The sequence below is a fragment of the Bradyrhizobium sp. WYCCWR 13022 genome (assembly GCF_030435535.1).
Taxonomy (GTDB): Bacteria; Pseudomonadota; Alphaproteobacteria; order Rhizobiales; family Xanthobacteraceae; genus Bradyrhizobium.
The window spans coordinates 84,371-106,111 of record NZ_JAUIZJ010000015.1 but is presented as its reverse complement, the minus strand read 5'-3'; the positions used below and the strand labels follow the sequence as shown (position 1 = coordinate 106,111).

General features: G+C 64.6%; 23 protein-coding genes and 1 pseudogene. 20 read left to right on the top strand and 4 right to left on the bottom strand.

All coding sequences use genetic code 11. The annotated features are described in order from the left end of the window. The first annotated feature begins 33 nt into the window (after window positions 1-33). The 7 genes from QY049_RS21935 to QY049_RS21905 are packed head-to-tail and all read left to right on the top strand — an operon-like array spanning window position 34 to window position 7,121. A complete protein-coding gene (locus tag QY049_RS21935; RefSeq protein ID WP_232995560.1) occupies window positions 34-1,170 on the top strand; it encodes an NHL repeat-containing protein in 1,137 nt (378 codons plus the stop codon). Continuing rightward, window positions 1,167-3,623 carry a carbamoyltransferase HypF gene (hypF, locus tag QY049_RS21930; protein WP_128955153.1) on the top strand — a complete coding sequence of 819 codons (2,457 nt, stop codon included), beginning with the start codon at window positions 1,167-1,169 and terminating at the stop codon, window positions 3,621-3,623. The genes QY049_RS21935 and hypF overlap by 4 nt, the downstream gene beginning before the upstream one ends. Beyond that, window positions 3,593-3,883, top strand: coding sequence for a HypC/HybG/HupF family hydrogenase formation chaperone (locus tag QY049_RS21925; RefSeq protein WP_128930114.1), 291 nt, complete (start codon window positions 3,593-3,595; stop codon window positions 3,881-3,883). Before hypF ends, QY049_RS21925 begins: the two co-directional genes overlap by 31 nt. Window positions 3,884-3,887: 4 nt before the next feature. Beyond that, complete coding sequence (locus tag QY049_RS21920) at window positions 3,888-4,580, top strand: SIS domain-containing protein (protein ID WP_128930115.1); 693 nt, start codon at window positions 3,888-3,890, stop codon at window positions 4,578-4,580. After that, the gene (gene hypD / locus QY049_RS21915) at window positions 4,577-5,707 is read left to right on the top strand and encodes a hydrogenase formation protein HypD (RefSeq protein ID WP_128930116.1); all 1,131 of its coding nucleotides are present in this window, start codon (window positions 4,577-4,579) and stop codon (window positions 5,705-5,707) included. The genes QY049_RS21920 and hypD overlap by 4 nt, the downstream gene beginning before the upstream one ends. Further along, complete coding sequence (gene hypE / locus QY049_RS21910; protein WP_128955154.1) at window positions 5,704-6,771, top strand: hydrogenase expression/formation protein HypE; 1,068 nt, start codon at window positions 5,704-5,706, stop codon at window positions 6,769-6,771. The genes hypD and hypE overlap by 4 nt, the downstream gene beginning before the upstream one ends. A gap of 8 nt (window positions 6,772-6,779) precedes the next feature. Then, window positions 6,780-7,121: a hydrogenase maturation nickel metallochaperone HypA gene (locus QY049_RS21905; RefSeq protein WP_128930118.1), complete on the top strand. Its 342-nt coding sequence runs from the start codon at window positions 6,780-6,782 to the stop codon at window positions 7,119-7,121. On the opposite strand, the gene QY049_RS39130 is transcribed toward QY049_RS21905, so the two are convergent. Then, window positions 7,067-7,411 (bottom strand): hypothetical protein, encoded by a 345-nt coding sequence (locus QY049_RS39130; RefSeq protein WP_308421686.1) that lies wholly within the window; start codon window positions 7,409-7,411, stop codon window positions 7,067-7,069. The genes QY049_RS21905 and QY049_RS39130 overlap by 55 nt on opposite strands. 18 nt (window positions 7,412-7,429) lie before the next feature. Here QY049_RS39130 and hypB point away from each other — a divergent pair, with 18 nt between their 5' ends. Both hypB and QY049_RS21895 read left to right on the top strand, forming a co-directional pair. Beyond that, on the top strand, window positions 7,430-8,098 hold the full coding sequence (gene hypB, locus QY049_RS21900; protein WP_308421687.1) for a hydrogenase nickel incorporation protein HypB: 669 nt from the start codon (window positions 7,430-7,432) through the stop codon (window positions 8,096-8,098). A 15-nt stretch (window positions 8,099-8,113) separates the two neighbouring features. Then, window positions 8,114-8,800 (top strand): urease accessory protein, encoded by a 687-nt coding sequence (locus QY049_RS21895; RefSeq protein ID WP_128930120.1) that lies wholly within the window; start codon window positions 8,114-8,116, stop codon window positions 8,798-8,800. 642 nt (window positions 8,801-9,442) lie between these two features. Here the strand turns inward: QY049_RS21895 and QY049_RS21890 are convergent. Next, on the bottom strand, window positions 9,443-9,946 hold the full coding sequence (locus tag QY049_RS21890) for a MarR family winged helix-turn-helix transcriptional regulator (protein ID WP_128930206.1): 504 nt from the start codon (window positions 9,944-9,946) through the stop codon (window positions 9,443-9,445). A gap of 83 nt (window positions 9,947-10,029) precedes the next feature. Between QY049_RS21890 and QY049_RS21885 the strand changes: the two genes are divergently transcribed. From QY049_RS21885 to QY049_RS21875, 3 genes and pseudogenes are all read left to right on the top strand, one after another. Continuing rightward, a complete protein-coding gene (locus tag QY049_RS21885; protein ID WP_128930121.1) occupies window positions 10,030-11,253 on the top strand; it encodes a cytochrome P450 in 1,224 nt (407 codons plus the stop codon). 12 nt (window positions 11,254-11,265) lie between these two features. After that, window positions 11,266-11,590: pseudogene (locus tag QY049_RS21880) on the top strand (2Fe-2S iron-sulfur cluster-binding protein). Between the two features lie 50 nt (window positions 11,591-11,640). Next, window positions 11,641-12,852 carry an ABC transporter substrate-binding protein gene (locus QY049_RS21875; RefSeq protein ID WP_128930122.1) on the top strand — a complete coding sequence of 404 codons (1,212 nt, stop codon included), beginning with the start codon at window positions 11,641-11,643 and terminating at the stop codon, window positions 12,850-12,852. 261 nt (window positions 12,853-13,113) lie between these two features. Here the strand turns inward: QY049_RS21875 and QY049_RS21870 are convergent, their stop codons facing one another. Next, window positions 13,114-13,779, bottom strand: a complete 666-nt coding sequence (locus QY049_RS21870) for an RraA family protein (RefSeq protein WP_128930123.1) — start codon at window positions 13,777-13,779, stop codon at window positions 13,114-13,116. A 26-nt stretch (window positions 13,780-13,805) separates the two neighbouring features. Then, on the bottom strand, window positions 13,806-15,014 hold the full coding sequence (locus tag QY049_RS21865) for an aspartate transaminase (RefSeq protein ID WP_128955156.1): 1,209 nt from the start codon (window positions 15,012-15,014) through the stop codon (window positions 13,806-13,808). A gap of 172 nt (window positions 15,015-15,186) precedes the next feature. Here QY049_RS21865 and nac point away from each other — a divergent pair, with 172 nt between their 5' ends. From nac to QY049_RS21825, 8 genes are all read left to right on the top strand, one after another. After that, window positions 15,187-16,125, top strand: coding sequence for a nitrogen assimilation transcriptional regulator NAC (nac, locus tag QY049_RS21860; RefSeq protein WP_128930125.1), 939 nt, complete (start codon window positions 15,187-15,189; stop codon window positions 16,123-16,125). A 113-nt stretch (window positions 16,126-16,238) separates the two neighbouring features. Continuing rightward, window positions 16,239-16,679: an acetyl-CoA carboxylase biotin carboxyl carrier protein subunit gene (locus tag QY049_RS21855; RefSeq protein WP_128930126.1), complete on the top strand. Its 441-nt coding sequence runs from the start codon at window positions 16,239-16,241 to the stop codon at window positions 16,677-16,679. A 4-nt stretch (window positions 16,680-16,683) separates the two neighbouring features. Next, on the top strand, window positions 16,684-18,036 hold the full coding sequence (gene accC / locus QY049_RS21850; RefSeq protein ID WP_128930127.1) for an acetyl-CoA carboxylase biotin carboxylase subunit: 1,353 nt from the start codon (window positions 16,684-16,686) through the stop codon (window positions 18,034-18,036). Continuing rightward, window positions 18,033-18,692, top strand: a complete 660-nt coding sequence (gene pxpB / locus QY049_RS21845) for a 5-oxoprolinase subunit PxpB (RefSeq protein WP_128930128.1) — start codon at window positions 18,033-18,035, stop codon at window positions 18,690-18,692. Before accC ends, pxpB begins: the two co-directional genes overlap by 4 nt. After that, a complete protein-coding gene (locus tag QY049_RS21840) occupies window positions 18,689-19,675 on the top strand; it encodes a biotin-dependent carboxyltransferase family protein (protein WP_128930129.1) in 987 nt (328 codons plus the stop codon). Before pxpB ends, QY049_RS21840 begins: the two co-directional genes overlap by 4 nt. Then, window positions 19,672-20,097 carry a biotin/lipoyl-containing protein gene (locus QY049_RS21835; RefSeq protein WP_128930130.1) on the top strand — a complete coding sequence of 142 codons (426 nt, stop codon included), beginning with the start codon at window positions 19,672-19,674 and terminating at the stop codon, window positions 20,095-20,097. The genes QY049_RS21840 and QY049_RS21835 overlap by 4 nt, the downstream gene beginning before the upstream one ends. Further along, window positions 20,094-20,885 carry a LamB/YcsF family protein gene (locus QY049_RS21830; RefSeq protein ID WP_128930131.1) on the top strand — a complete coding sequence of 264 codons (792 nt, stop codon included), beginning with the start codon at window positions 20,094-20,096 and terminating at the stop codon, window positions 20,883-20,885. Before QY049_RS21835 ends, QY049_RS21830 begins: the two co-directional genes overlap by 4 nt. Before the next feature lie 83 nt (window positions 20,886-20,968). Further along, on the top strand, window positions 20,969-21,736 hold the full coding sequence (locus QY049_RS21825) for an SDR family oxidoreductase (protein ID WP_128930132.1): 768 nt from the start codon (window positions 20,969-20,971) through the stop codon (window positions 21,734-21,736). Window positions 21,737-21,741: the final 5 nt, after the last annotated feature.

Here is a 21,741-nt window from a genome sequence, read left to right as displayed (position 1 = left end):
GACCGACCGCGCGCTAGGATGCGCGACAACCACGTGCCACGCCGGTTTCTCTCGCCGGCCGGCGCCCGCGTGATTCTGGGTGGAGAGGTCACGCCGGACGGACTTGTGCAATCGATCGTTCCGTCGGCCCAGACGTTGTTCGGCCCGCGTGGGGTGTGTCTCGACAAGAACGGGCCCATGTTCGTCTGCGACAGTGGCCATCATCGGCTGCTGATCTGGAGCCGCTGTCCGTCCTCCGATCAAGCGCCCGCCGATATTCTGATCGGTCAATCCGACTTCTCGCGCGAGGGCCGCAACGCCAAGCGCGACATCGGCCCCGACACGCTCAACTTCCCGACCGGCGTCGCTGCCGCAGACGGCATCCTGGCCGTGGCGGATGCATGGAATCACCGGATCCTGATCTGGAATCGCTATCCATCCGCCTCGAACCAGCCCGCCGATGTGGTTCTAGGTCAGGCGGACTTCGTCTCAGGCCTAGCCAATCGCGGAAGAGCGGTGTCTCGCTCCGACACACTGAATTGGTGCTACGGGGTCGCGATCTTCCAGGGCAGGCTGATCGTCTGCGACACCGGAAATCGCCGCGTTCTGATCTGGAACGGCATTCCGACCGCCAACGGCACGCCGGCCGATCTGGTCCTCGGCCAAAGAGACTTCGTCACCCGTGATGACAATGCCGGCGGCGACGTCTGTGCCACCAGCATGCGGTGGCCGCACGGCATCGCCTGCCATGACGGCGCACTCGCGATCTCGGACGCGGGCAACAATCGCGTCATGGTATGGCGCCATTTCCCCACCGTCAGCGGGACGCCGTGCGATTTCGTGCTGGGCCAGGACGATTTCGCGGGCGTCGATCACAATCGCAGCTCGTACGATCCATCCTCGAGCGCGATGAGCATGCCCTATGGTCTCGTCATCTGGGATGGCCAGCTCGTGGTCTGCGATACCGCAAATTCGCGGCTGCTTGGCTTCCATCTCCAGGACCTCGCCATGGATGCGCCGGCCACAGGGCTGGCGGCCCAGAACGGCTTTGCCGACAAAGGTGACAATCGCTGGCGCGCGGCAAGTCGCGACAGCCTGTGCTGGCCTTATGCTGCTTCGGCAGTCGGTCGGACTCTGGCGATCGCCGACACCGGCAACAACCGGATCCTGATCTGGGACAAAACACCATGAGCAGGCTCAACCTCGCCGCGCCGCAGAACCCTGTCGAGGTCGTTGAAATCCGGTTTCGCGGACGTGTGCAGGGCGTCGGCTTCCGGCCGGCGGTCTGGCGCCACGCGCGGGAACTGCGGCTTGGCGGCGAGGTGCTGAATGACGGAGAAGGCGTTCTGGTTCGCGTGCAGGGAGAACGGGCGATCATTGACATGCTCGTCGACCGCATCGCTGGCGATCCGCCGCCGCTGAGCCAGATCGAGGCAATCGAGATCACCGCCTATGCGGGCGTGCTGCGCGACGATTTTGCGATAGTCGAGAGCGCACATGGCGGGGCTCATACCGAGATTTCACCTGACGCGGCGCTCTGTGCCGATTGCGCGCGCGAAACCACCGATCCCTTTGCGCGCCGCTTCCGCTACCCCTTCACCAATTGCACCAATTGCGGGCCGCGGCTGAGCATCGTCGACGGCATCCCCTACGATCGCGCCAAGACCGCGATGTCGCCGTTTGCAATGTGCGCCGACTGCGCCCGCGAATACCGCGACCCTTCCGACCGGCGGTTTCACGCCGAACCGATCGCCTGCCATGCCTGCGGGCCCAAGGCGAAGCTGGTCAGGCTCGACGGGCGTCACTTTACCTTCGAGCAGTTTTCCATGCTTGACGATGTGGATGCGGCGTGCAGCCTGATCCAGAAGGGCGAAATCGTCGCCGTCAAAGGGCTCGGCGGCTACCAGCTCGCCTGTGACGCCACCCAGGCCGACACGGTCAGGAGGCTGCGCAAACTGAAACAGCGGGACGGCAAGCCGTTTGCCCTGATGGCCAGGGACGTTGACGTTATCCGCCGGTTCTGCGATCTCGCCGAACACGAGTTGGTCGCGTTGACAAGCCCGGCGGCCCCCATCGTGCTCCTGCATGCGAATGGGCCGGAGCACCTGCCTGACGAGATTGCACCGGGATTGCGGACGCTCGGTTTCATGCTGCCGACGACGCCGCTGCATGTCTTGCTGCTGCGGCGGATGGACCGGCCGGTCGTCATGACCAGCGGCAATTTGTCGAGCGAGCCGCAGGTGACGGGCGATACGGAGATGACGGAGCGCCTCGCGGGGATTGCGACGTTCGCGCTCACCCACGATCGGCGCATCGCCAACCGTGTCGACGATTCTGTGGTCCGGGTGGTGGCGGGCGGGCCGCGGCTCCTGCGTCGCGCCAGAGGATACGCACCGGCGCCGATCGCCCTGCCCAGGGGGTTCGCGAAAGCGCCCGATCTGCTCGCCATGGGCGGGGAGCTGAAGGCCACGTTCTGTTTGCTCAAGGACGGCGCTGCGATCCTGTCCCAGCATCAGGGCGACCTGGAGGATGTCGCGACATTCGACGATTACAGGAAGAACCTATCGCTCTATGCCGCGCTCTTCGAGCACGAGCCTACGGCAGTGATCGCCGACATGCACCCCGAATATCTGTCCTCCAAGCTCGCGCGCGAGCACCTGGCGGGCGGGACGCTGCCTTTGATGGAGGTGCAGCATCATCACGCCCATGTGGCGGCCTGTCTTGCCGAGAACGGATATGCGCTCGACGGCCGTCCGGTCCTCGGGATCGTTCTCGATGGTCTCGGATGGGGCGAGGACGCGACGTTCTGGGGCGGCGAGTTCATGCTCGCCGACTATGTCGGCTACACGCGGGCCGGTACGTTCAAGCCGATCCCGATGCTTGGCGGCGTCCAGGCCGTGCGCGAGCCCTGGCGCAATCTCTATGCGCATCTCATGGCGGAGATGAGCTGGGCCGAGCTGACAATGAATTTCGCCGAGCTCGAGCTCCATTCATATTTGGCGGCAAAGCCGCGCGCGCTGCTGGATTCGATGGCGCGCAACCGCATCAACGCTCCGCCAGCATCATCCTGCGGGCGCTTGTTCGACGCCATGGCCGCCGCCCTCGATGTCTGCCGGGACGCGCAGAGCTATGAGGGCGAGGCGGCGGCGCGGCTGGAAGCCATGGTCGACGAGAAAACTCTCGCCGATGAAGACGAGGCGCTGGCCTATCCGCTGACGATCCCCAATCTCGCCGGCACGGGTTTGCCCTATATCGAGCCGCTCGCGATGTGGCATGCGGTGCTGGGTGACCTGATCCTGAAGACACCGGCGCCGGTGATGGCTGCACGGTTCCACAAGGGGCTGGCCAAGTCCATCGCCGCCATGACACGCAAGCTCGCCGGCTCCCCCGAGGACGGCGAGCGACGCTTCTCGACCGTCGCGCTCACCGGCGGCTGCTTCCAGAACCGCATCCTATTCGAGGAGGTGGTGCGCCGGCTGGAGCGCGAGCAGTTCACTGTGCTGTCACATGCGCGCGTTCCGTCCAACGATGGCGGACTTGCTCTCGGCCAAGCCGTCATTGGAGCTGCGCATCTGATGAAATCAAACAAAGACTTCAGGGAAGGAAAGCCGTCATGTGTCTCGGTATTCCCGGGCGGATCGTAAGGATCGACGACGAAGCGAGAAAGCTTGCGACCGTCGACGTCAGCGGCGTCAAGCGGCAGGTCAACATCGCCTGCATCGTCAGCGAGGATCATCCGCCGTCGGCCTGCCTCGGCGACTGGGTGCTCGTCCATGTCGGATTCGCGATGAGCCGGATCGACGAGGAAGAAGCCGCGCAAACGCTCAAGATTCTCACAGAACTGGGTGAAGCACAGGCTGAAATCGAAGCCATGAAGCGTTCGGCAGCTGAGCCGGGAGGGTAGCGCCATGTCAGGCAACAGCGACCTGAAGGAACTTTATCCGTTTCTGCATGGCGGACAGCAGGAGCCGGCGCGGCTGGATGCCGCCCTCCTGCTCTCGGTCGAAGAGAAGGCACGCGATTCGCGCGACACCAATGCGCGCTTCTTTGCCGAGAACGCCGCGGTGCTGATCGCCGCGGCGAAAACGGTCGCGGATGTCTATCGCAACGGCGGACGGCTATTCTCGATGGGCAATGGCGGCTCGAGCTGCGACGCCTCGCATGTCGCCGTGGAGTTCGTCCACCCGATCACGGCGGGCAGGCCCGCACTGGCCGCAACCAACCTCGTCGCCGATCTGGCGATGATCTCGGCGGTCGGAAACGACCTCGGTTTCGATCACGTCTTCGTCCGCCAGATCGTGGCCCAGGGGCGGAAAGGCGATGCGCTCATTGGCATCTCCACCAGCGGCAATTCGTCGAACCTGATGGCCGCCTTTGCCAAGGCGAAGGAGATGGGCCTCGTGACCATTGGGCTTGCGGGCGGCGACGGCGGAAAGATGAAAACCGCGGGTGTCGTCGACCATTGCCTGGTCGTCCCGACGACGTCGATCCATCGCACCCAGGAGTGCCATGTAACCGCCTACCACATCCTCTGGGATCTCGTTCACACGCTCTTGGCTGACGACCGGGGATCGGCGCGAACGAAGGGAGCCGTGGCATGAAATATGTCGACGAATTCCGCGACGGCGAAAAGGCGCGCGTACTCATCGGCGAGATCGAGTCGCTGGTTTCCGGCATGAAACTTCCGGAGGGCCGGCCGCTTTACCTGATGGAGGTCTGCGGCGGGCACACCCATTCGATCTTCCGCTATGGGCTCGAGGGCATGTTGCCCAAGGCTATCGAGCTGGTTCATGGTCCGGGATGTCCGGTCTGCGTCCTGCCGATGGGACGGGTCGATGATTGCGTCGCGATCGCGGAGAACCCGAAGGTCATCTTCACAACCTTCGGAGACGCGATGCGCGTGCCCGGCTCGCGGAAGAGCCTCCTGCAGGCCAAGGCGGATGGTGCCGACGTGCGCATGGTCTATTCGCCGATGGACGCGCTCCAGCTCGCTCGGCGCAATCCCGCTCGCGAGGTCGTTTTCTTCGGCCTCGGCTTCGAGACCACCATGCCGTCGACCGCATTGACGATCCTGCAGGCGGAGAGCGAGGGGATCCGGAACTTCTCCGTGTTCTGCAACCACATCACGATCGTTCCGACCATCAAGGCGATCCTCGACAGTCCCGGCCTGCAGCTCGACGGCTTCCTCGGGCCCGGCCACGTGTCGATGGTGATCGGCACGGCTCCTTACGAGTTCATCGCCAATTTCTATCGCAAGCCGATGGTGGTCGCCGGCTTCGAGCCGCTCGACATCCTCCAGTCTATCTGGATGCTGCTGAAGCAGATCGCGGAGGGGCGGGTCGAGGTCGAGAACCAGTATGCCCGCGTCGTGCCGAGCGAGGGCAACAACGCGGCGCTGCGCGCGGTGGCCCAAGTATACGAATTGCGCGAGTTCTTCGAGTGGCGCGGGCTTGGATCGATCGATCATTCCGGCGTGCGCCTGCGCGATGCTTATGTGCATTTCGACGCGGAGCGCAAATTCGCGATTCCCAACGTCAGGATCGCCGACCCGAAATCGTGCCAGTGCGGCGAGGTGCTGAAGGGCGCACTCAAGCCGTGGCAATGCAAGGTGTTCGGCACCTCATGCACGCCGGAAACGCCTCTCGGAGCACTGATGGTGTCCTCCGAAGGAGCCTGTGCTGCCTACTACCAGTATGGCGGCCAAAAGCGCCAAGCGGAGGTCGTATGAATTTCGTCCCCTTCGTCAAGACGCGCACGCGCGGCAAAGTCAATGTCAGCTCGGTGACGCTGGCTCATGGCGGCGGCGGCAAAGCCATGAAGGACCTGATTGACGACGTGTTTCTGACGGCCTTCGGCGAGCACGCCTGTGAGCCGCTCGAGGATCAGGCGCGGTTCGATCTGGCGGTCTTCGCAGCCCATGGCGACAGGCTCGCCTTTACGACCGACTCCTTCGTGGTCGATCCCCTGTTCTTCCCGGGCGGCGATATCGGAAAGCTCGCGGTTTGCGGCACGGTGAACGATCTCGCCGTCGGCGGGGCGGTGCCCATGTATCTGTCCTGCGCGGTCATCATCGAGGAGGGCGTGCAGATCGATCTCTTGCGACAGGTCGCGCTTTCCATGGCGCGAACGGCTTCGCAAGCGGGGGTGCAGATCGTCACGGGCGACACCAAGGTCGTGCCACGGGGAGCGTGCGACAAGATCTTCATCACGACCACGGGCGTAGGCGCGATCCCTGCCTCGCTCGCGCTCGGCGTGGACAAGGCCCGCGCCGGCGACGCCGTCCTCGTGAACGGACTGCTGGGTGACCACGGTGCCGCCATCCTGTGCGCCCGCGGCGACATGGCGCTCGAGACGCCGATCGCCAGCGATTGCGCCTGTCTGCACGAGCTGATCGGCGCGATCCTCGCCGCCGCACCGGGCACTCGCTTCATTCGGGACGCGACGCGCGGCGGCGTCGCGACGGTGCTGAACGAGATCGCGGACGGCTCGGGGGTCTCCATCGAGATCGAGGAGGGCATGACGCCGATCCGCGAGGAAGTGAAGGCGTTCTGCGAGGTGCTTGGGCTCGATCCGCTCTATCTCGCCAATGAGGGCAAGATCGTCGTGATCGTTCCCCCCGATCAGGCCGAAGCCGCGCTGGCTGCCATGCGGCGAGATCCACTGGGTTTGGATGCCGCCCGTATCGGCCGGATCACCTCGGACCAGGATAGCCGCGTCATGATGCGGACGAGCTTTGGCGGACACCGAATGGTCGACATGCTCGTCGGCGAACAGCTGCCTCGGATCTGCTGAGAGGACCCATGCACGAGCTCGGCATCACCCGTAACATCGTGGCGATCGTCAGCGATGCCGCCAAGGGCCGCAAGGTCCGCCGCATCACCGTCGATGTTGGAGATCTCTCCGGCGTGATGGGAGAGGCGATCGCATTCTGCTTCGAGACCGTCGCCCGCGGGACGCCTCTTGACGGCACAGCGCTCGACATCAGGCGCGTGGCCGGGCGAGCGCTGTGCGCGACGTGTCGTTCGGAATTCGAGCAGGCGAGCCTGTTTGCGCCGTGCCCTTGTGGCTCGCGGCAGTTTACGCGCCTTCAGGGCGAGGAATTGAAGATCAGAAGCATGGAGATCGAAGGGGAGGCTGCCTGATGTGCGGACATTGCGGTTGCGGCGCCAAGGCGGGTGCCACGGTGATCAATCTCCAGACCGGACATGAAGCGAGCCTGGGCGGTGGGGAGACCGGTGAGCACCTGCATGATCATTTCCATGTCCACGCGGATGGCGTTGCTCACGCCCATTCGCATGACCATGATCCCGCCCACGTCCACTCTCACGCTGGACACGGCCATGATCACCATCATCATGACCATCATGATCACGGACATCATGGACGCCGACATTCGCATGACCATGCCCACGAACACGGGCATACCAATCATGACGAAGCTGCGGGCCTGGTGCTCGATCTGGAAGCCCGGATCCTCGCCAAGAACGACGTTTTGGCAGCAAGGAACCGGGCCTGGTTCGCCGGTCGCGAAATCCTGGCCCTGAACCTCGCAAGCTCGCCCGGCGCCGGCAAGACCACGCTGCTGGAGCGAACCATTGGCGACCTTCATCACGAGGTCAATCTCTTCGTCATCGAAGGAGACCAGGTGACGGCCAATGATGGGGAGCGAATTCGACGCGCAGGCGCCCCAGCAGTCCAGGTCAATACGGGCACGGGTTGCCATCTCGAGGCCGACATGATTGCGCGCGCTCTTTCAGAGCTGCGTCCACCGCCGGAATCGATCGTGATGATCGAGAATGTCGGAAATCTAGTTTGTCCTGCGATGTTCGACCTTGGCGAACATGCAAGGGTCGTCATCCTCTCAGTGACCGAGGGAGAGGACAAGCCGATCAAATATCCTCACATGTTCCGGTCGGCTGACCTCATGATCTTGAACAAGCTCGACTTGCTTCCGCATGTGGATTTCGATGTCGATCGCGCGGTGGCATACGCCAGAGACGTCAACCCGGCCATCGAGGTTCTGCAGGTCTCGGCCAGAAACGGCGCAGGATTTGAGGAGTGGTACGGTTGGATACGACGGCAAAGCAAGTTGCTGAAGGACACCGTATTTCCCTCTTGATGATTGGATCTTGCCATGTTCGGAATATTGGGGCTGGGACTGCTGCTGGGCATGCAGCACGCGCTCGAGGCCGATCACATTGCGGCGGTATCGAGCATTGCGGCGCGCCGCAGCGATGTGGGCGAGATCGTCAAGCATGGGTTGACGTGGGGAATTGGACACACCATCACTTTGTTCCTGTTCTCCGGGGCGGCTTTGGTGCTCGGATATGCAATTCCGCCGGGCGTTTCGCAACCGCTAGAGGCGGCCGTCGGCTTCATGTTGATTCTGTTAGGAAGCAACGTCATATGGCGCTTATGGCGCGAACGTGTCCATGTTCACCATCACATCTCAGATTTTCGTGCTCCTAGTCACAAGAGCGAAATTTGGCGCCCTGAGGCGCGCGCGCATGATCATGACCATGGTGCGCGCTGGCGGACGCTGGCGGTCGGGCTCATGCATGGGATGGCAGGCTCAGCCGCGCTCCTCGTCTTAACCGTCTCACAAGCGCCGAACCATCTAGCGGGGATACTTTACGTGTTACTATTTGGTATGGGCTCGATGATGGGGATGGCCGCACTGTCGTCGCTGATTGCGGTTCCCTTAGTCATCTCAGCCCGAACCTTAACTTGGGTCAACCGGTCTTTGCAGTTCGTTATCGGAAACATCGCGATGGGACTTGGCCTCTTGACCATCTATGGAACAGTCGCCGCCGCTGGCTAGCGAGAGGTCAGCTACCCTTCGCCATTTGAATGCGTCTTTTTTCTAAGGATGGTCCGGAGAATCGATACCGGGGGTGTCTCGACCGCCCCTAGCAGCGCGCTGCTCTCCTCGGTCGTGCCGCTTGGGTGCGACCCGGTAGATACGCTGCGCGAGCCAGCAAGCTCCCAATGACGGCGGCTCCCTTCGCTCTCGCATTTACGGACTTTATCTCTTCATCCTCTCGGCAGTCCCGGGTTGACATTAAACCGCTAGCGCCGTCTCGAACTTGGCCTCTATGTTAGTAGCGATCCTTTCCGATGGCTCGACATTGAGCATCTCGCCGCGCGCGCTGCCAGGATGCTCTGCCAGACGGCGGATTGTCGGCCCCTCGCAATCGACAAAGGGTCTATAAGCGGTTGCCGCCTATCCGCGAACCAGGAGAGGTTCGCGAATAAGGAAGGGAGGGTTCAAGCCGGAGGCAAAGGTTTTTTGTTGCCTAGGCAACTAATTCATGCGAACCTTCGCGCAAGGGAAGATGGCGGGACAACCGCTACGCCTTTCCTGGGAGGACCGATGTTCGGCAGGGATGGTATCGCCAGCAAACGCCGGCGCAAGCGTGAAGGTAACGAAGCCTTGCGTGCACATCGTGCTGTGCGCCCTGGCTTAGCTATCGGTATCCGTCACCGCGCCGAGATTTTCATGCAAACGGCGCAGCAGCCCGATCAGTATTTCCTGCTCATCCCTGGAAAGGCACGACAGCAGCCGCCGCTCGCGCCCAAGCGCCACGGCGATCACCTTGTCGTGGGTGGTGCGCCCCTTCGCTGTCAGGGAGATCGAATGGGTGCGGCCGTCATTCGGGTCGATGCGGATCGCGATCAGGCCTCGCTTCTCCATGGCGGCGAGCGTCCTGCTCACCGGCCCCTTGTCGAAGCCGATGACGTGGCAGATGCGGGCGGCCGGAATGCCTGGCTCGATTGCGAGCAGGGCAATGATGCGCCACTCGGTGACGTTGACGCCGAACGCGGGCTGATAGAACGCGTTCGCGCTCTTGGACAATTTATTGGCGATGAAGGTGATCAGAGCCGGGATGTAGCGGTCGAGATCGAGCAGCGGCGCATCGCCTTCAGTCGCGGTGTTGTGTCTCGATTTGCTGGTCGGTGGCTGCATCACGTCGGGGCTCGCTTCATGCGCTGCTCCAGAAATAAGGACATGCGCGAACGCTTCACAAGCCCAAATTTGCGAGGACTGCAATGACTGTACCGAGCGCCTGTGCTTCGACCGCCGGTCCAATGGCCATTCCACACCTTGACGTCGACCCCTTCGCGATCTCGTTCTTCGACGATCCCTATCCGACCCATGAAAGGCTGCGAGAGGCCGGCCCTGTCGTCTATCTCGATAAATGGAACGTCTACGGCGTGGCGCGTTATGCCGAGGTCTATTCAGTCCTCAACGATCCCCAGACCTTCTGTTCCAGCCGCGGCGTCGGTCTTTCCGACTTCAAGAAGGAAAAGCCCTGGCGGCCGCCGAGCCTGATCCTGGAGGCCGATCCCCCCGCGCACACCCGCACCCGCGCCGTGCTGTCAAAGGTGCTGTCGCCCGCGACCATGAAGCGGATCCGCGACGGCTTCGCTTTGGCGGCCGAAGCCAAGATCGACGAGCTGCTGCAGCGGCGCAAATTCGATGCGGTCGCCGATCTCGCAGAGGCCTATCCGTTGTCTGTATTTCCGGATGCGCTCGGACTGAAGGCGGAAGGGCGCGAGCACCTGATTCCTTATGCTGGTCTCGTCTTCAATGCCTTCGGCCCGCCAAACGAGCTACGTCAGACCGCAATCGAGCGATCGGCGCCGCACCAGGCCTATGTCGCCGAGCAGTGCCAGCGACCGAATCTTAAGCCTGGCGGCTTTGGCGCCTGTATCCATGCGTTCTCCGACACTGGCGAGATCACGTCGGATGAGGCGCCGTTGCTCGTGCGCTCACTGCTGTCCGCAGGCCTCGACACCACAGTCTATGGCATCGGAGCCGCTCTCTATTGCCTGGCACGCTTTCCGAAGGAATTCGCGCGGCTGCGGGCCGATCCGTCGCTGGCGCGCAACGCCTTCGAGGAAGCCGTTCGCTTCGAAAGCCCGGTGCAGACCTTCTTCCGCACCACGACGCGCGAGGTCGAGATCGGCGGCACGCGCGTCGGCGAGGGCGAGAAGGTCCTGATGTTCCTCGGCGCGGCGAACCGCGACCCGCGCCGCTGGATCGAGTCCGATCGCTACGACATCACCCGCAAGACTTCGGGCCATGTCGGCTTCGGCTCCGGCATTCACATGTGCGTTGGCCAGTTGGTAGCGCGGCTCGAAGGTGAGGTGGTGCTGTCCGCGATCGCGCGAAGGGTTGCATCGATCGAAATCTCCGGTCCCGTCGAGCGCCGCTACAACAACACGCTGCGCGGGCTAGAGAGCCTGCCGATATCCATCACCCCGGCCTGACGAGGACCTTTGATGCCAGCCATTACTTTCGTTCATTCCAACGGCAATAGCGATCACCTCGACGCCAGCGACGGGGAGAGTGCGATGCAGGCGGCAACCCGCTACGGCCTCGACGGCATCCTCGCCGAGTGCGGCGGCAACGCCATGTGCGCGACCTGCCATGTCTATGTCGACGACGCCCTGGCTGGCGCGATTGCCGGCCGTCCGCGACGACGAGGACGCGCTGCTCGATGGCACCGCCGCGGAGCGGCGGCCGACGAGCCGGCTGTCCTGCCAGATCAGGATCACGTCTGAGCTCGACGGTCTCGTGCTGCGTCTGCCGGAGCGGCAGGTCTAGGTTCCAGTTTTCGGCAACGACCGACTCGCGGGAGTGAGGGAGGACAAAGAATGAAGCACCTGGGGTGGACCATTGCGCTTGCCGCAAGCTTTTGGGTCGGCGCCGCGAACGCGGAGATTTCGGATGGCGTCGTGCGTATCGGCGTGCTCAACGACATCTCCGGCATATTCCAAGACACCAACGGCATGGGCTCGGTCGAAGCCGCACGCATGGCGGCGGAAGATTTCGCCGGCGGCGGCAAGGACGTCAAGGTTGAAATCGTCTACGCCGATCATCAGAACAAGGCGGACGTCGGCTCGGCCATTGCGCGAAAATGGCTCGATGTTGAAGGTGTCGATGCCATCGTCGACGTGCCGAACTCGGCGGTGGGCCTTTCCATCAACAATGTGCTACGCGACAGCCGGATGACGTTCCTGGCGTCCTCCACCGCGAGCGCCGACCTAACCGGCAAGGCCTGCTCGCCCAACACCATCCAATGGGTCAACGACACCTGGGCGACCGGCAACACCACGGCGGCGGCAATGATGTCGCACGGCGGCAAGGAGTGGTACTTCCTCACCGTCGATTACGCGCTCGGTAAAGGCATCGAGGCGGAAGCGCAGAAATATATCGAGGCGCATGGCGGCAAGGTGATCGGCTCCTCCAAGCATCCACTCGGCACTTCTGACTTCGCCTCCTTCCTGCTTCAGGCGCAGGGCTCGAAAGCCCAGGTGATCGGGCTTGCCAATGCAGGCGGCGACACCATCAACGCGGTGAAGCAGGCGGCTGAGTTCGGTATCCAGCAGAGCGGACAGAAGCTCGTTGCCTTCCTCCTCTTCATCAACGACGTCCACGGAATGGGATTGAAGGTCGCTCAAGGACTGCAACTCATGGAGGCTTTTTACTGGGACATGAACGACGACACCCGTGCCTTCGCCAAACGCTTTGCGGCACGCCCCGGCATGAACGGCAAAATGCCGAGCGGCAATCAAGCCGGCGTCTACGCCTCCACGCTCGCCTACCTCAACGCGGTCGCCGCTACTGGCAGCGACAACGCCAAGGACGTCGTGCCGCAGATGAAGACGTTCAAAGGCCACGATAGGCTTTTCGGCGATACCGCGATCCGTCAGGATGGCCGCGTCGTGCATCCGATGTACCTGTTCGAGGTCAAGAAGCCGGAGGAGACGAAATATCCGTACGATTATTACAAGCTTGTTTCGACGATCCCGGCAGACCAGGCGTTCCGGCCAATGGTGGAGGGCGGCTGTGCGTTGGTGAAGTAGGGAGCGCTGCCGAGTAACCAGGACATTGGCACGCTTCACGTTTTGGTGCGGCGTTTCCAGCCTGCAGGAAGTACCTGCGAACTGGCTGGTTGGTAGCGGCCGGGGTTGCGATTTCGCTGTCCGGGCTGCGCCGCGAGCCATGATCTCAAGAGCGCATATCCGTGACTCCGCCCGGTGTCCTTATCTCAAGAGTTCACCTGGCTCTGCGGTTGTTCTGGCGTGAAGACGCCGCAGCAAGCTTTAACAGAGGCAGAAACGCGCTCAATTGGCGCAGCGCGCTTCCAGCGCGTCGACAAAGGAACGGTCCCAGCGGCCCTCGCGAATGGCCTGCATCGTCGCCTCCTCCTTCTGATGTTGAGCCATCGCCTTCTCGATCACGCTTGCGGCAAGACCGGGCGGGAAGGCGAGAAGTCCATCTTGGTCCCCGACGATCACGTCTCCCGGATTGACCACCATACCGCCGACCGTGATCGGCACGTTGATCTCCCCTGGACCGTCCTTGTAGGGGCCGCGGTGGTTCACGCCGCGGGCATAAACGGGAAAAGCTCGTGCGCCGATTTCGGCCGCGTCCCGAATGGCGCCATCGAGCACCATGCCGGCGAGACCCAGCGAAGCGGCGGCGAAGGTCATGATGCCACCGACCAGAGCGTTGGTAGTGTCTCCGCCGGCATCGACCACCATGACGTCTCCGGGCCGGCAGAAATCATAGGCGCGCAGAATGGCGAGGTTGTCCCCGCCACGCGTCTTCACGGTCACCGCCGTGCCGGCCATGGGGGCGGGCGAATGGTAGGCGCGAAGACCGATGCTGCCGCAGTTGCGGTGCAGTTGATCGCTCAGCAGCGCCACCGCGATGCTCCGCAGCTTGGCGACGGTGGACGGGTCGACCTGGGGAGCGGAGGGGTTTCTGACGATTCCGGGATTGGTCATGGAGGATGCTTTCGATCAATTTCAGGTTAGTGCAGCTCGGCAACTGCACGGGCGATGCGATCCGTGCCTTCGTCGAGCGCCGCTTGCGATGTCGCGATCGAGGCACGGAAGAATGGCGACAGACCGTAGGCGGTGCCCTGGACGACGGCCACGCCGGCCGCCTCCAACAAGTACATCACGACGTCACTGTCGCTCTCGAGGCGAGTCCCGGCCGGCGTTGTCCGGCCGATCAGGCCTGCACAATTGACGTAGAGATAAAACGCTCCGTCGGGCGGCCGGCAACTCAGCCCGGGGATCGCGTTGATACGCGCGAGCGTGCGATCGCGACGCGCCCGATAAGTCGCAACGGTCTCGCCAACGAAGCTCTGGTCGCCGGTGAGCGCCGCGACCGCCGCCGCCTGGCTGATCGAGCAGGCATTGCCCGAGGCCTGCGACAGCAGCGTATTCAGCGCGCCGACGAGGTCCGCGGGGCCGGCGATCCAGCCGATGCGCCAGCCGGTCATCGCATAGGTCTTGGATACGCCGTTGATGGCGAGGACGCGCTCACGCAGCTCGGGTGCTGCGTTGAGCAGATGCGGCGTACTCTCGCCGTCGAAACGGATGTGTTCGTAGATGTCGTCGGTCATGACCAGCACATGCGGATGGCGGGCGAGAACCTCGGCAATCCCGCGATATTCCGCTGCGGAATAGCTTGCGCCGGTCGGGTTCGATGGCGAGTTGATCAACAGCCAGCGCGTCTTCTCCGAGATCGCCGCCTCCAGCTGGGCCGGCGAGATCTTGAAGCTCTGGCTTTCCGGACAGGCCACGATCTTAGGTATTCCTTCGCAGGCGAGCACCATGTCCGGATAGGACACCCAATAGGGCGCTGGGATGATCACCTCGTCGCCGGCCTCGAGGGTCGCTTCGAGCGCGCTGTAAATGGCGCTCTTGGCGCCGTTGGTGACGACGATCTCCGCGGGATCGTAGACGAGGCCGTTTTCGCGCTTCAGCTTGGCGACGATCGCCTGGCGCAGCTCCAGCGTGCCGGCAAGCACCGTGTACCGCGTCTCTCCCTTCTCCATCGCCCAGACGGCGGCAGTGCGAATATGCGCGGGCGTGTCGAAATCCGGCTCGCCGACCACAAGGCTGACGATGCTCTTGCCCTCGCGCTTGAGCGCGCTCGCCCGATCCGCAGCCGCCGTGCTGGGCGAAGGCTTGATGCGTCTGACGCGCGCGGAAATACGAGAACGGTTCATGGCAATTGACCCCGGTCTGGAGAGGTGCGACGCTAAAGACAGCCGCCGGCGCTGACCAACACGAGTTCAATCTGGCCTGATAGGCATATCTTATGGTTGGATTCCTCCTCGGCGCCCCGTTGAATGCCGCGCAGCCGGGAAGGCCGCTGCGCCGATCGATCCGAGGGACAAGGTGAATCTGAGGCGTCTTCAGTATTTCGTGAAGATCGTCGACGTCGGCAGCCTGACGCAGGCCGCCGATGTGCTCCATGTCGCGCAGCCGGCGCTCAGCCAGCAGCTCGCGACCTTGGAGGGCGAGGTCCGCCAGCAGCTCCTGGTGCGCACCAAAAGCGGCGTCGTGCCCACGGAAGCGGGCAAGGTGCTGTATCGCCACGCGCAGCTCATCTTGCGTCAATGCGAGCAGGCGCGCGCCGATATGAGCGCGGCGGCCAAGAGCATCTCCGGTGCGGTCGCCGTCGGACTTGCGCCTGGAACGGCCGCGGCCGGACTCGCGCTGCCGCTGCTGCGGACCGTGCGCGCCCGCCACCCTGGCATCCTGCTCTACCTCAACGAGACCTACGGAACGACGCTCTCGGAGCTCGTCATGAACGGCCGGATGGATCTCGCCGTGCTCTACGGCGGCAAGACGGCCGTTCATGGCCTCTCGTTCGTGCCGCTGCTGCGCGAACAGCTCTACGTGGTCGGCCCCGCCAGCATGATGGCCCCGCCGGGCGAGATCAGCGTGCCAGCGCTGGCCGACATGGATCTCTATCTCGCCCGTCCCTACAACGTCGTGCGCAAGATGGTGAACGAAGCCTTTGCGGCGATCGGTCAGGCGCCGAAGGTCGTCGCGGAAATCGAATCGGCGAGCACATTGACGGCGGTGATCGCCGACGGGCTCGGCGCGACGATCCTGCCGGAATCGATGGCCCGACAGGTGGCGGGCTCCTGCGGCGGCTGGCAGTCCCGCATCGTCGATCCGATCATCGAGGCGCCGTTGGCATTGTGCCAGTCCGATCATTTGCCGCTATCGGAGCCGGCCCAGGCCATCAAGGAAATCCTGCTCGAGCTCGTTGCTGGGCTGCCTGGCAATCTCGTCGTCGCCGAGGAGCGGGCGCAGAAAGCGTCATAGCGCTCTCTTATATGGGCAAAGCCAAACCGTCTTGGTCGGGGAAGACCGCCAGCGGTAGCGTTCGTCGGTAGGTAGCGACGCCGCGGGCGCCGACCTCGACGAACGGCCGGAGCATGGATCTCGATCGTATCAAGTCACTGATTGACGCCATGGCGGCTTCCGATCTGGCCGAGATGGAGTTCAGCCAGGGCGGCATGTCATTGCGGCTGGTGCGCCGACCGCAGCCGACCGAATCGCGGCCGGCGGTGCCAGTGGTCGCCGCCACGGCGCGCCCCCCGAGCCGTCCCGAGCCTGCGCAACCGGCACCGGTCAACGCCGCGGCGGATGGCGTCGTCGCGCCGCTGTTTGGCGTTGCCTATCTGCAGCCCGATCCTGACGCGCCGCCCTTCGTCACGGTGGCCCAGGCGATCACCGCCGGCACGACATTGTGCGTCATCGAAGCCATGAAGATGTTTCACGAGGTCCGTGCCGATCGGGACGGCGCCGTGATCGCAATTCTCGTCTCCACCGGGCAGGAGGTCGAGGCCGGGCAAGAACTGATGCGGATCAGGTAGGCACATGTTCGGCTCGGTCCTCATAGCCAACCGGGGCGAGATCGCGCTGCGCATCCAGCGTGGTTGCCGGCGGCTCGGGCTGCGCACCATCGTCGTCCATTCGGAGGCCGATCGCGATGCGCCCTACGTGCATCATGCCGACGAGGCCATCTGCATCGGGCCGGCCGCGGCAGCGCAGAGCTATCTCAACCAGACGGCGTTGCTGTTCGCCGCCGAGGTCAGCGGAGCGGAGGCGATCCATCCGGGCTACGGGTTCCTGTCCGAGAACCCTGGCTTCGCCGAGCAGGTCGAAGCTGCCGGCCTGACCTTCATCGGCCCGACGGCCGCGGTGATGCGCGTCATGGGCGACAAGGTCGCGGCCAAGCGGGCGATGCGCGCCGCCGGCGTTCCCTGCGTACCCGGTCCGGATGCGGCGCTCGGCGACGACCTCGATCTCGCGCGCGCAACCGCGCGGCAGATCGGCTACCCCGTGATCCTGAAAGCGGCGGGCGGCGGCGGTGGACGCGGCATGCGCATGGTGGAGAGCGAGGCTGGCCTCATCGATGCGATCGCCGTGACGCGGGAAGAGGCGCGGCGCGGCTTCGCCAACAGCGCGATCTACATCGAGAAATTCCTGCGCCGGCCGCGACATGTCGAGATCCAGGTGATTGCCGATACCCATGGCAATGCCGTCTGGCTCGGCAGCCGCGATTGCTCGCTGCAGCGACGGCACCAGAAGGTGCTGGAGGAGGCGCCGGCACCGGGACTGGACCAGGACGTGCTGGCGCAGATCGGCGAGCGCTGCGCGGAGGCCTGCCGGCAGCTCGAATACCGCGGCGTCGGCACGTTCGAGTTCCTCGTCGAGGATGACGCGTTCTACTTCATCGAGATGAATACGCGCCTGCAGGTCGAACACCCCGTCACCGAGATGACCGCTGGGATCGATATCGTCGAGGCGCAGATTCGTGTGGCTCAGGGCGAGGCGCTGCCGTTCGCGCAAGCCGACATCGTCTGCCGCGGTCATGCCTTCGAATGCCGGATCAACGCCGAAGATCCCGACACGTTCGTGCCGTCCCCCGGTGTGATCACCGCCTGGGAGCTCCCCGGCGGCCCCGGCGTGCGCATCGATAGCCATGCCAGCAGCGGATATCGCGTGCCGCCATATTACGACTCGCTGATCGGCAAGCTCGTCGTGCACGGCGCGAATCGCGCCGAGGCCCTGGACCGGCTGCGCATCGCCCTCGACGAAATGCGCGTGGAAGGAATCGCGACCAACCTGCCGCTGCACCGGCGGCTCGTCAGGGATGCCGCGTTCATCAGGGGCGGCGTCAGCATTCACCATCTCGAGCAGCAGTTGTGCGGGAGCGGCAAGGCATGACGACGGACCTGCCACAACTCAGCCTGCTGGGAACGACCGCGCTGCTGTTCGAAGCTCCGGGCGAGACCTCGCTGACGACGCAGTGCCGCATCTGGGCCCTGGCGCTGGAGGCGGGCCGTCTGCCCGGCGTTCGGGAGGCCGTGCCGGGCATGAACAACCTCATGATCGCTTTCGCCGAGCCGCCGCGGCACCGGGGACAAATCGAGCACAGACTGATCGAGCTGTGGCACGCCCTCGAGCCGCTTCCTGTCGCCGGGCGCTGCCTTGATCTGCCGGTGGTCTATGGCGGCGACGGCGGCCCGCACATGGCCGATGTCGTGGCCCACACCGGATTGAGCGTCGACGATATCGTCGCGATCCACAGCGCACCGACTTACACCGTCTACGCCCTCGGCAGCCATCCCGGGTACTGCTATCTCGGTGGCATGGACCAGCGCATCGCGACGCCGCGGCGCAAGGTGCCGGTGCTGCGCATCCCACGCGGCGCCGTCTCCATCGGCGGCAGTCAGACCGGCGTCTCTGCCTCCGATGGGCCGAGCGGCTGGAATACGATCGGCAGCACCGAGGTCGCATTCTTCGATGTCGAGCGCACGCCGCCAGCGCTGCTGCAGCCCGGTGACTGCATCCGCTTCAAAACCATCCGGGTGCTGCGATGATCGAGGTGCTGTCGGCCGGCGCGCTCGCCACGGTGCAAGATCTCGGCCGCACCGGCGCGCTCAACCTCGGCGTCGGGACATCGGGTGCGATGGACCCGTTGGCGCTCGCCGCTGGAAACATCCTGCTGCGCAACGAGGAGAATGCGGCAGCCCTCGAGATACCGCTGTTCCCGTTCCGCGTCCGCTTCACCCATTCGACGGTGTTCGCCGTGACCGGCGCGGATTGCGCGCCGCGGCTCGACGAGGCGCCAGTGCTACCATGGTGGGCGCACCGCGCCGATGCCGGCCAGGTCCTCTCGCTCGCCGTTCCCTCAACTGCGACCTGGCGCGCCAGCCGCGTCTACCTGTGCATCGCGGGCGGGATCGATGTTCCCTCGGTGCTCGGCTCACGCAGTACCCAGCTGCGCGGCGCCTTCGGCGGGTTAGAGGGCCGTCCGCTGCGCGACGGCGATCGGTTGCCAATTGCCGAGCCCCCCGGTCGCGCCAAGACAGGCTTCGGCATCACGCCGCCCGGCCTCGCCTTGCCATTGGAGGTGGACGGGTTGACCGCCGTGCGGGTGCTGCCGGCTGCCGAATACGATAGCTTCACGCCGTCTTCCCACGAGGCGCTATGGTCCGAGCCTTGGAAGATTACGTCACAGAGCGACCGCTACGGCTATCGTCTCGCCGGCCCCGAACTCAGGCCGCAGCGACCCATGGAGCTGCGCTCCCACGGCATTGTCCCAGGCGTGATCCAGGTCCCCCACGGCGGCCAGCCGATCATCCAGATGCGCGATGCGCAGCCATCGGGCGGCTATCCCAAGATCGGCACCGTCATCGACGCCGACCTCTGGCGCCTCGGCCAGGCTCCCATCGGCAGCCGGATTCGTTTCGTGCTGTGCAGCTGGGACGAGGCGCTGGACGCGTCGGCGGCGACCCGGCGCTGGCTGAGCAACGCCCGCCGATTGGTCGAGCTCTACTGCAACCAGGGAGCGGTGCGATGACCAACCCGCTCGACCATGTCGACCAGCTCTGCGCCTTCCTCGCGGCGACCGACATCGGCCTGCTCGAGCTGAAAGGCCCAGCCGGGGTGCTGCGCCTGCGGCATGACGGCGCCCGAGTCGAAGTCGAAATGATCGAGGCTGCGACGGCGGCGCTGTCTTCTTCCCCCACGCAGATCATTCGGGCACCGGTGCCGGGTCTCTACCTCGACCGCCATCCATTGCGCTCGCAACCATCGGTCGCCGTCGGCGACGAAGTTGCGGCCGGCACGCCGCTCGCCTTTCTCCAGATCGGACCGCTCTTGCTTCCGGTCCCGGCCCCGGAGGACGGCATGGTGGTCGAGACGTTCGCCGAGCATGGCGCGACGGTGGGATACGGCGCGCCGCTGATCGGATTGCAGCCGCACGGGAGTGACGCCGAATGAAGATCGATCTCAATGCGGATCTGGGCGAGGGCTACGGTCCCTGGTCCATGGGCGACGACGACGCTCTGCTCGGCCTCGTCTCGTCGGCCAACATCGCCTGCGGCTTTCACGCGGGCGACCCGCTGATCATGCAGCGCACCGTGGAATCGGCAAAGGCGCGGGGTGTCGATGTCGGCGCCCATGTCGGCTTCCCGGATCGCCAGGGCTTCGGCCGCCGGGCGATGCACATCGATCCTACCGAGCTCGCGGCGATGGTCACCTATCAGCTCGGCGCGCTTGCAGGGATCGTCCGCGCAGCCGGTTACCGCATGACCCACATGAGTTTCCACGGCGCCTTGGGCAACATGGTGGCCGCCAACGCCAAACTCGCCGAACCGCTGGTCCGCGCTGTCGCCGCCTTCGATCGAGAGCTCCTCATCGTATCGTCGACCAGCCGCGCCATCGAGGGGGCGGCGGCGGCCTGCGGCCTGCGCGTCGCCACCACTTTCCTCGCGGATCGCGCCTACGACGATGACGGACTGCTCGTGCCACGGGGCACGGCCGGCGCGGTCATTCACGACCCGGCGCTCGTGCTCGAACGGGTGCAGCGCCTGCTCTGCGACGGCGTCGTCATCACCGCGACCGGCCGGGCGCTGCCGATGCAGGCCACATCGATCCTGCTGCATGGCGACACCCCGGGCGCGGTCGAGTTCGCCCGGACGATCCGTGCGGCGATCGAGACCGCCGGTGGCGAGATCGCGCCGGTGTCGCACCTGATCGCCGGCGGCCCCGGGCGTGGCCCATCATAAGCGCCCCTTATCCCGCCAAAGTGATTCCATCTTGGCGGCGGAACTGCTCCGTCGGTAGCCTCTGGAGAACAGCGAGGACTCAGATGCCATTTTCCGACTACAGGACGGCTCTCGTCACCGGCGCCTCGTCAGGCATCGGCCTCGCCGTCGTCGAGCGCCTGGCGCGCGAGGGACTGCAGGTGCACGCGTTGGCGCGTAGCGCCGATCCACTGAAGGCGCTGGCAGATCGCACCGGCTGCATTCCCCATGCCGTCGACGTTCGCGATCTGCCTGCGCTTACCAAGCTCGCCGGCAGCGTCGAATTCGACGTTCTCGTCAACTGCGCCGGCGTCGACCGGCCCAAGAAATTCCTGCAGGCGGATGCCGAGGATATCGAGCTACTGCTCGGCGTGAATCTGGGGGCCGTCCTGCATCTGTGCCGCCTCGTCGTGCCCGGCATGGTGGCGCGCGACCGCGGTCACGTCGTGAACATCACTTCAATCGCCGGCGCCTATAATTTCGGCGGCAACTCGACCTACCACGCCACCAAGGCGGCGGTCAGCATGCTGTCCCGTCAGCTCCGGATCGATGCCTTCGGCAAGCGTGTTCGCATCACCGAGATCTGCCCGGGGCGGGTCGAGACCGATATCTTCGCTCACGTCCACGGCGACTCCGCCGCGACCCGCGCTGCCTTCATCGACGGATTCGAGCTGCCCAAACCGGAGGACATCGCCGACACGATCGCTTTCGCCATTGCCGCGCCAGTGGCGGTAAACATCGGCCATATCGAGATCACACCGACCCTGCAGGTGCCGGGCGGACTGTCGACGGTCCGTCCCGAGCACCCCGCCAGCCCTCCAGCCGTCACCTAGAGCGG

Excerpts from the sequence above, each read along its gene's own strand:
- hypF (WP_128955153.1), top strand. The coding sequence starts at position 1,167 with ATGAGCAGGCTCAACCTCGCCGCGCCGCAGAACCCTGTCGAGGTCGTT.
- QY049_RS21925 (WP_128930114.1), top strand. The coding sequence starts at position 3,593 with ATGTGTCTCGGTATTCCCGGGCGGATCGTAAGGATCGACGACGAAGCG.
- QY049_RS21920 (WP_128930115.1), top strand. The coding sequence starts at position 3,888 with ATGTCAGGCAACAGCGACCTGAAGGAACTTTATCCGTTTCTGCATGGC.
- hypD (WP_128930116.1), top strand. The coding sequence starts at position 4,577 with ATGAAATATGTCGACGAATTCCGCGACGGCGAAAAGGCGCGCGTACTC.
- hypE (WP_128955154.1), top strand. The coding sequence starts at position 5,704 with ATGAATTTCGTCCCCTTCGTCAAGACGCGCACGCGCGGCAAAGTCAAT.
- QY049_RS21905 (WP_128930118.1), top strand. The coding sequence starts at position 6,780 with ATGCACGAGCTCGGCATCACCCGTAACATCGTGGCGATCGTCAGCGAT.
- QY049_RS39130 (WP_308421686.1), bottom strand. The coding sequence starts at position 7,411 with ATGATTGGTATGCCCGTGTTCGTGGGCATGGTCATGCGAATGTCGGCG.
- QY049_RS21895 (WP_128930120.1), top strand. The coding sequence starts at position 8,114 with ATGTTCGGAATATTGGGGCTGGGACTGCTGCTGGGCATGCAGCACGCG.
- QY049_RS21890 (WP_128930206.1), bottom strand. The coding sequence starts at position 9,946 with ATGCAGCCACCGACCAGCAAATCGAGACACAACACCGCGACTGAAGGC.
- QY049_RS21885 (WP_128930121.1), top strand. The coding sequence starts at position 10,030 with ATGACTGTACCGAGCGCCTGTGCTTCGACCGCCGGTCCAATGGCCATT.
- QY049_RS21875 (WP_128930122.1), top strand. The coding sequence starts at position 11,641 with ATGAAGCACCTGGGGTGGACCATTGCGCTTGCCGCAAGCTTTTGGGTC.
- QY049_RS21870 (WP_128930123.1), bottom strand. The coding sequence starts at position 13,779 with ATGACCAATCCCGGAATCGTCAGAAACCCCTCCGCTCCCCAGGTCGAC.
- QY049_RS21865 (WP_128955156.1), bottom strand. The coding sequence starts at position 15,014 with ATGAACCGTTCTCGTATTTCCGCGCGCGTCAGACGCATCAAGCCTTCG.
- QY049_RS21855 (WP_128930126.1), top strand. The coding sequence starts at position 16,239 with ATGGATCTCGATCGTATCAAGTCACTGATTGACGCCATGGCGGCTTCC.
- accC (WP_128930127.1), top strand. The coding sequence starts at position 16,684 with ATGTTCGGCTCGGTCCTCATAGCCAACCGGGGCGAGATCGCGCTGCGC.
- pxpB (WP_128930128.1), top strand. The coding sequence starts at position 18,033 with ATGACGACGGACCTGCCACAACTCAGCCTGCTGGGAACGACCGCGCTG.
- QY049_RS21840 (WP_128930129.1), top strand. The coding sequence starts at position 18,689 with ATGATCGAGGTGCTGTCGGCCGGCGCGCTCGCCACGGTGCAAGATCTC.
- QY049_RS21835 (WP_128930130.1), top strand. The coding sequence starts at position 19,672 with ATGACCAACCCGCTCGACCATGTCGACCAGCTCTGCGCCTTCCTCGCG.
- QY049_RS21830 (WP_128930131.1), top strand. The coding sequence starts at position 20,094 with ATGAAGATCGATCTCAATGCGGATCTGGGCGAGGGCTACGGTCCCTGG.
- QY049_RS21825 (WP_128930132.1), top strand. The coding sequence starts at position 20,969 with ATGCCATTTTCCGACTACAGGACGGCTCTCGTCACCGGCGCCTCGTCA.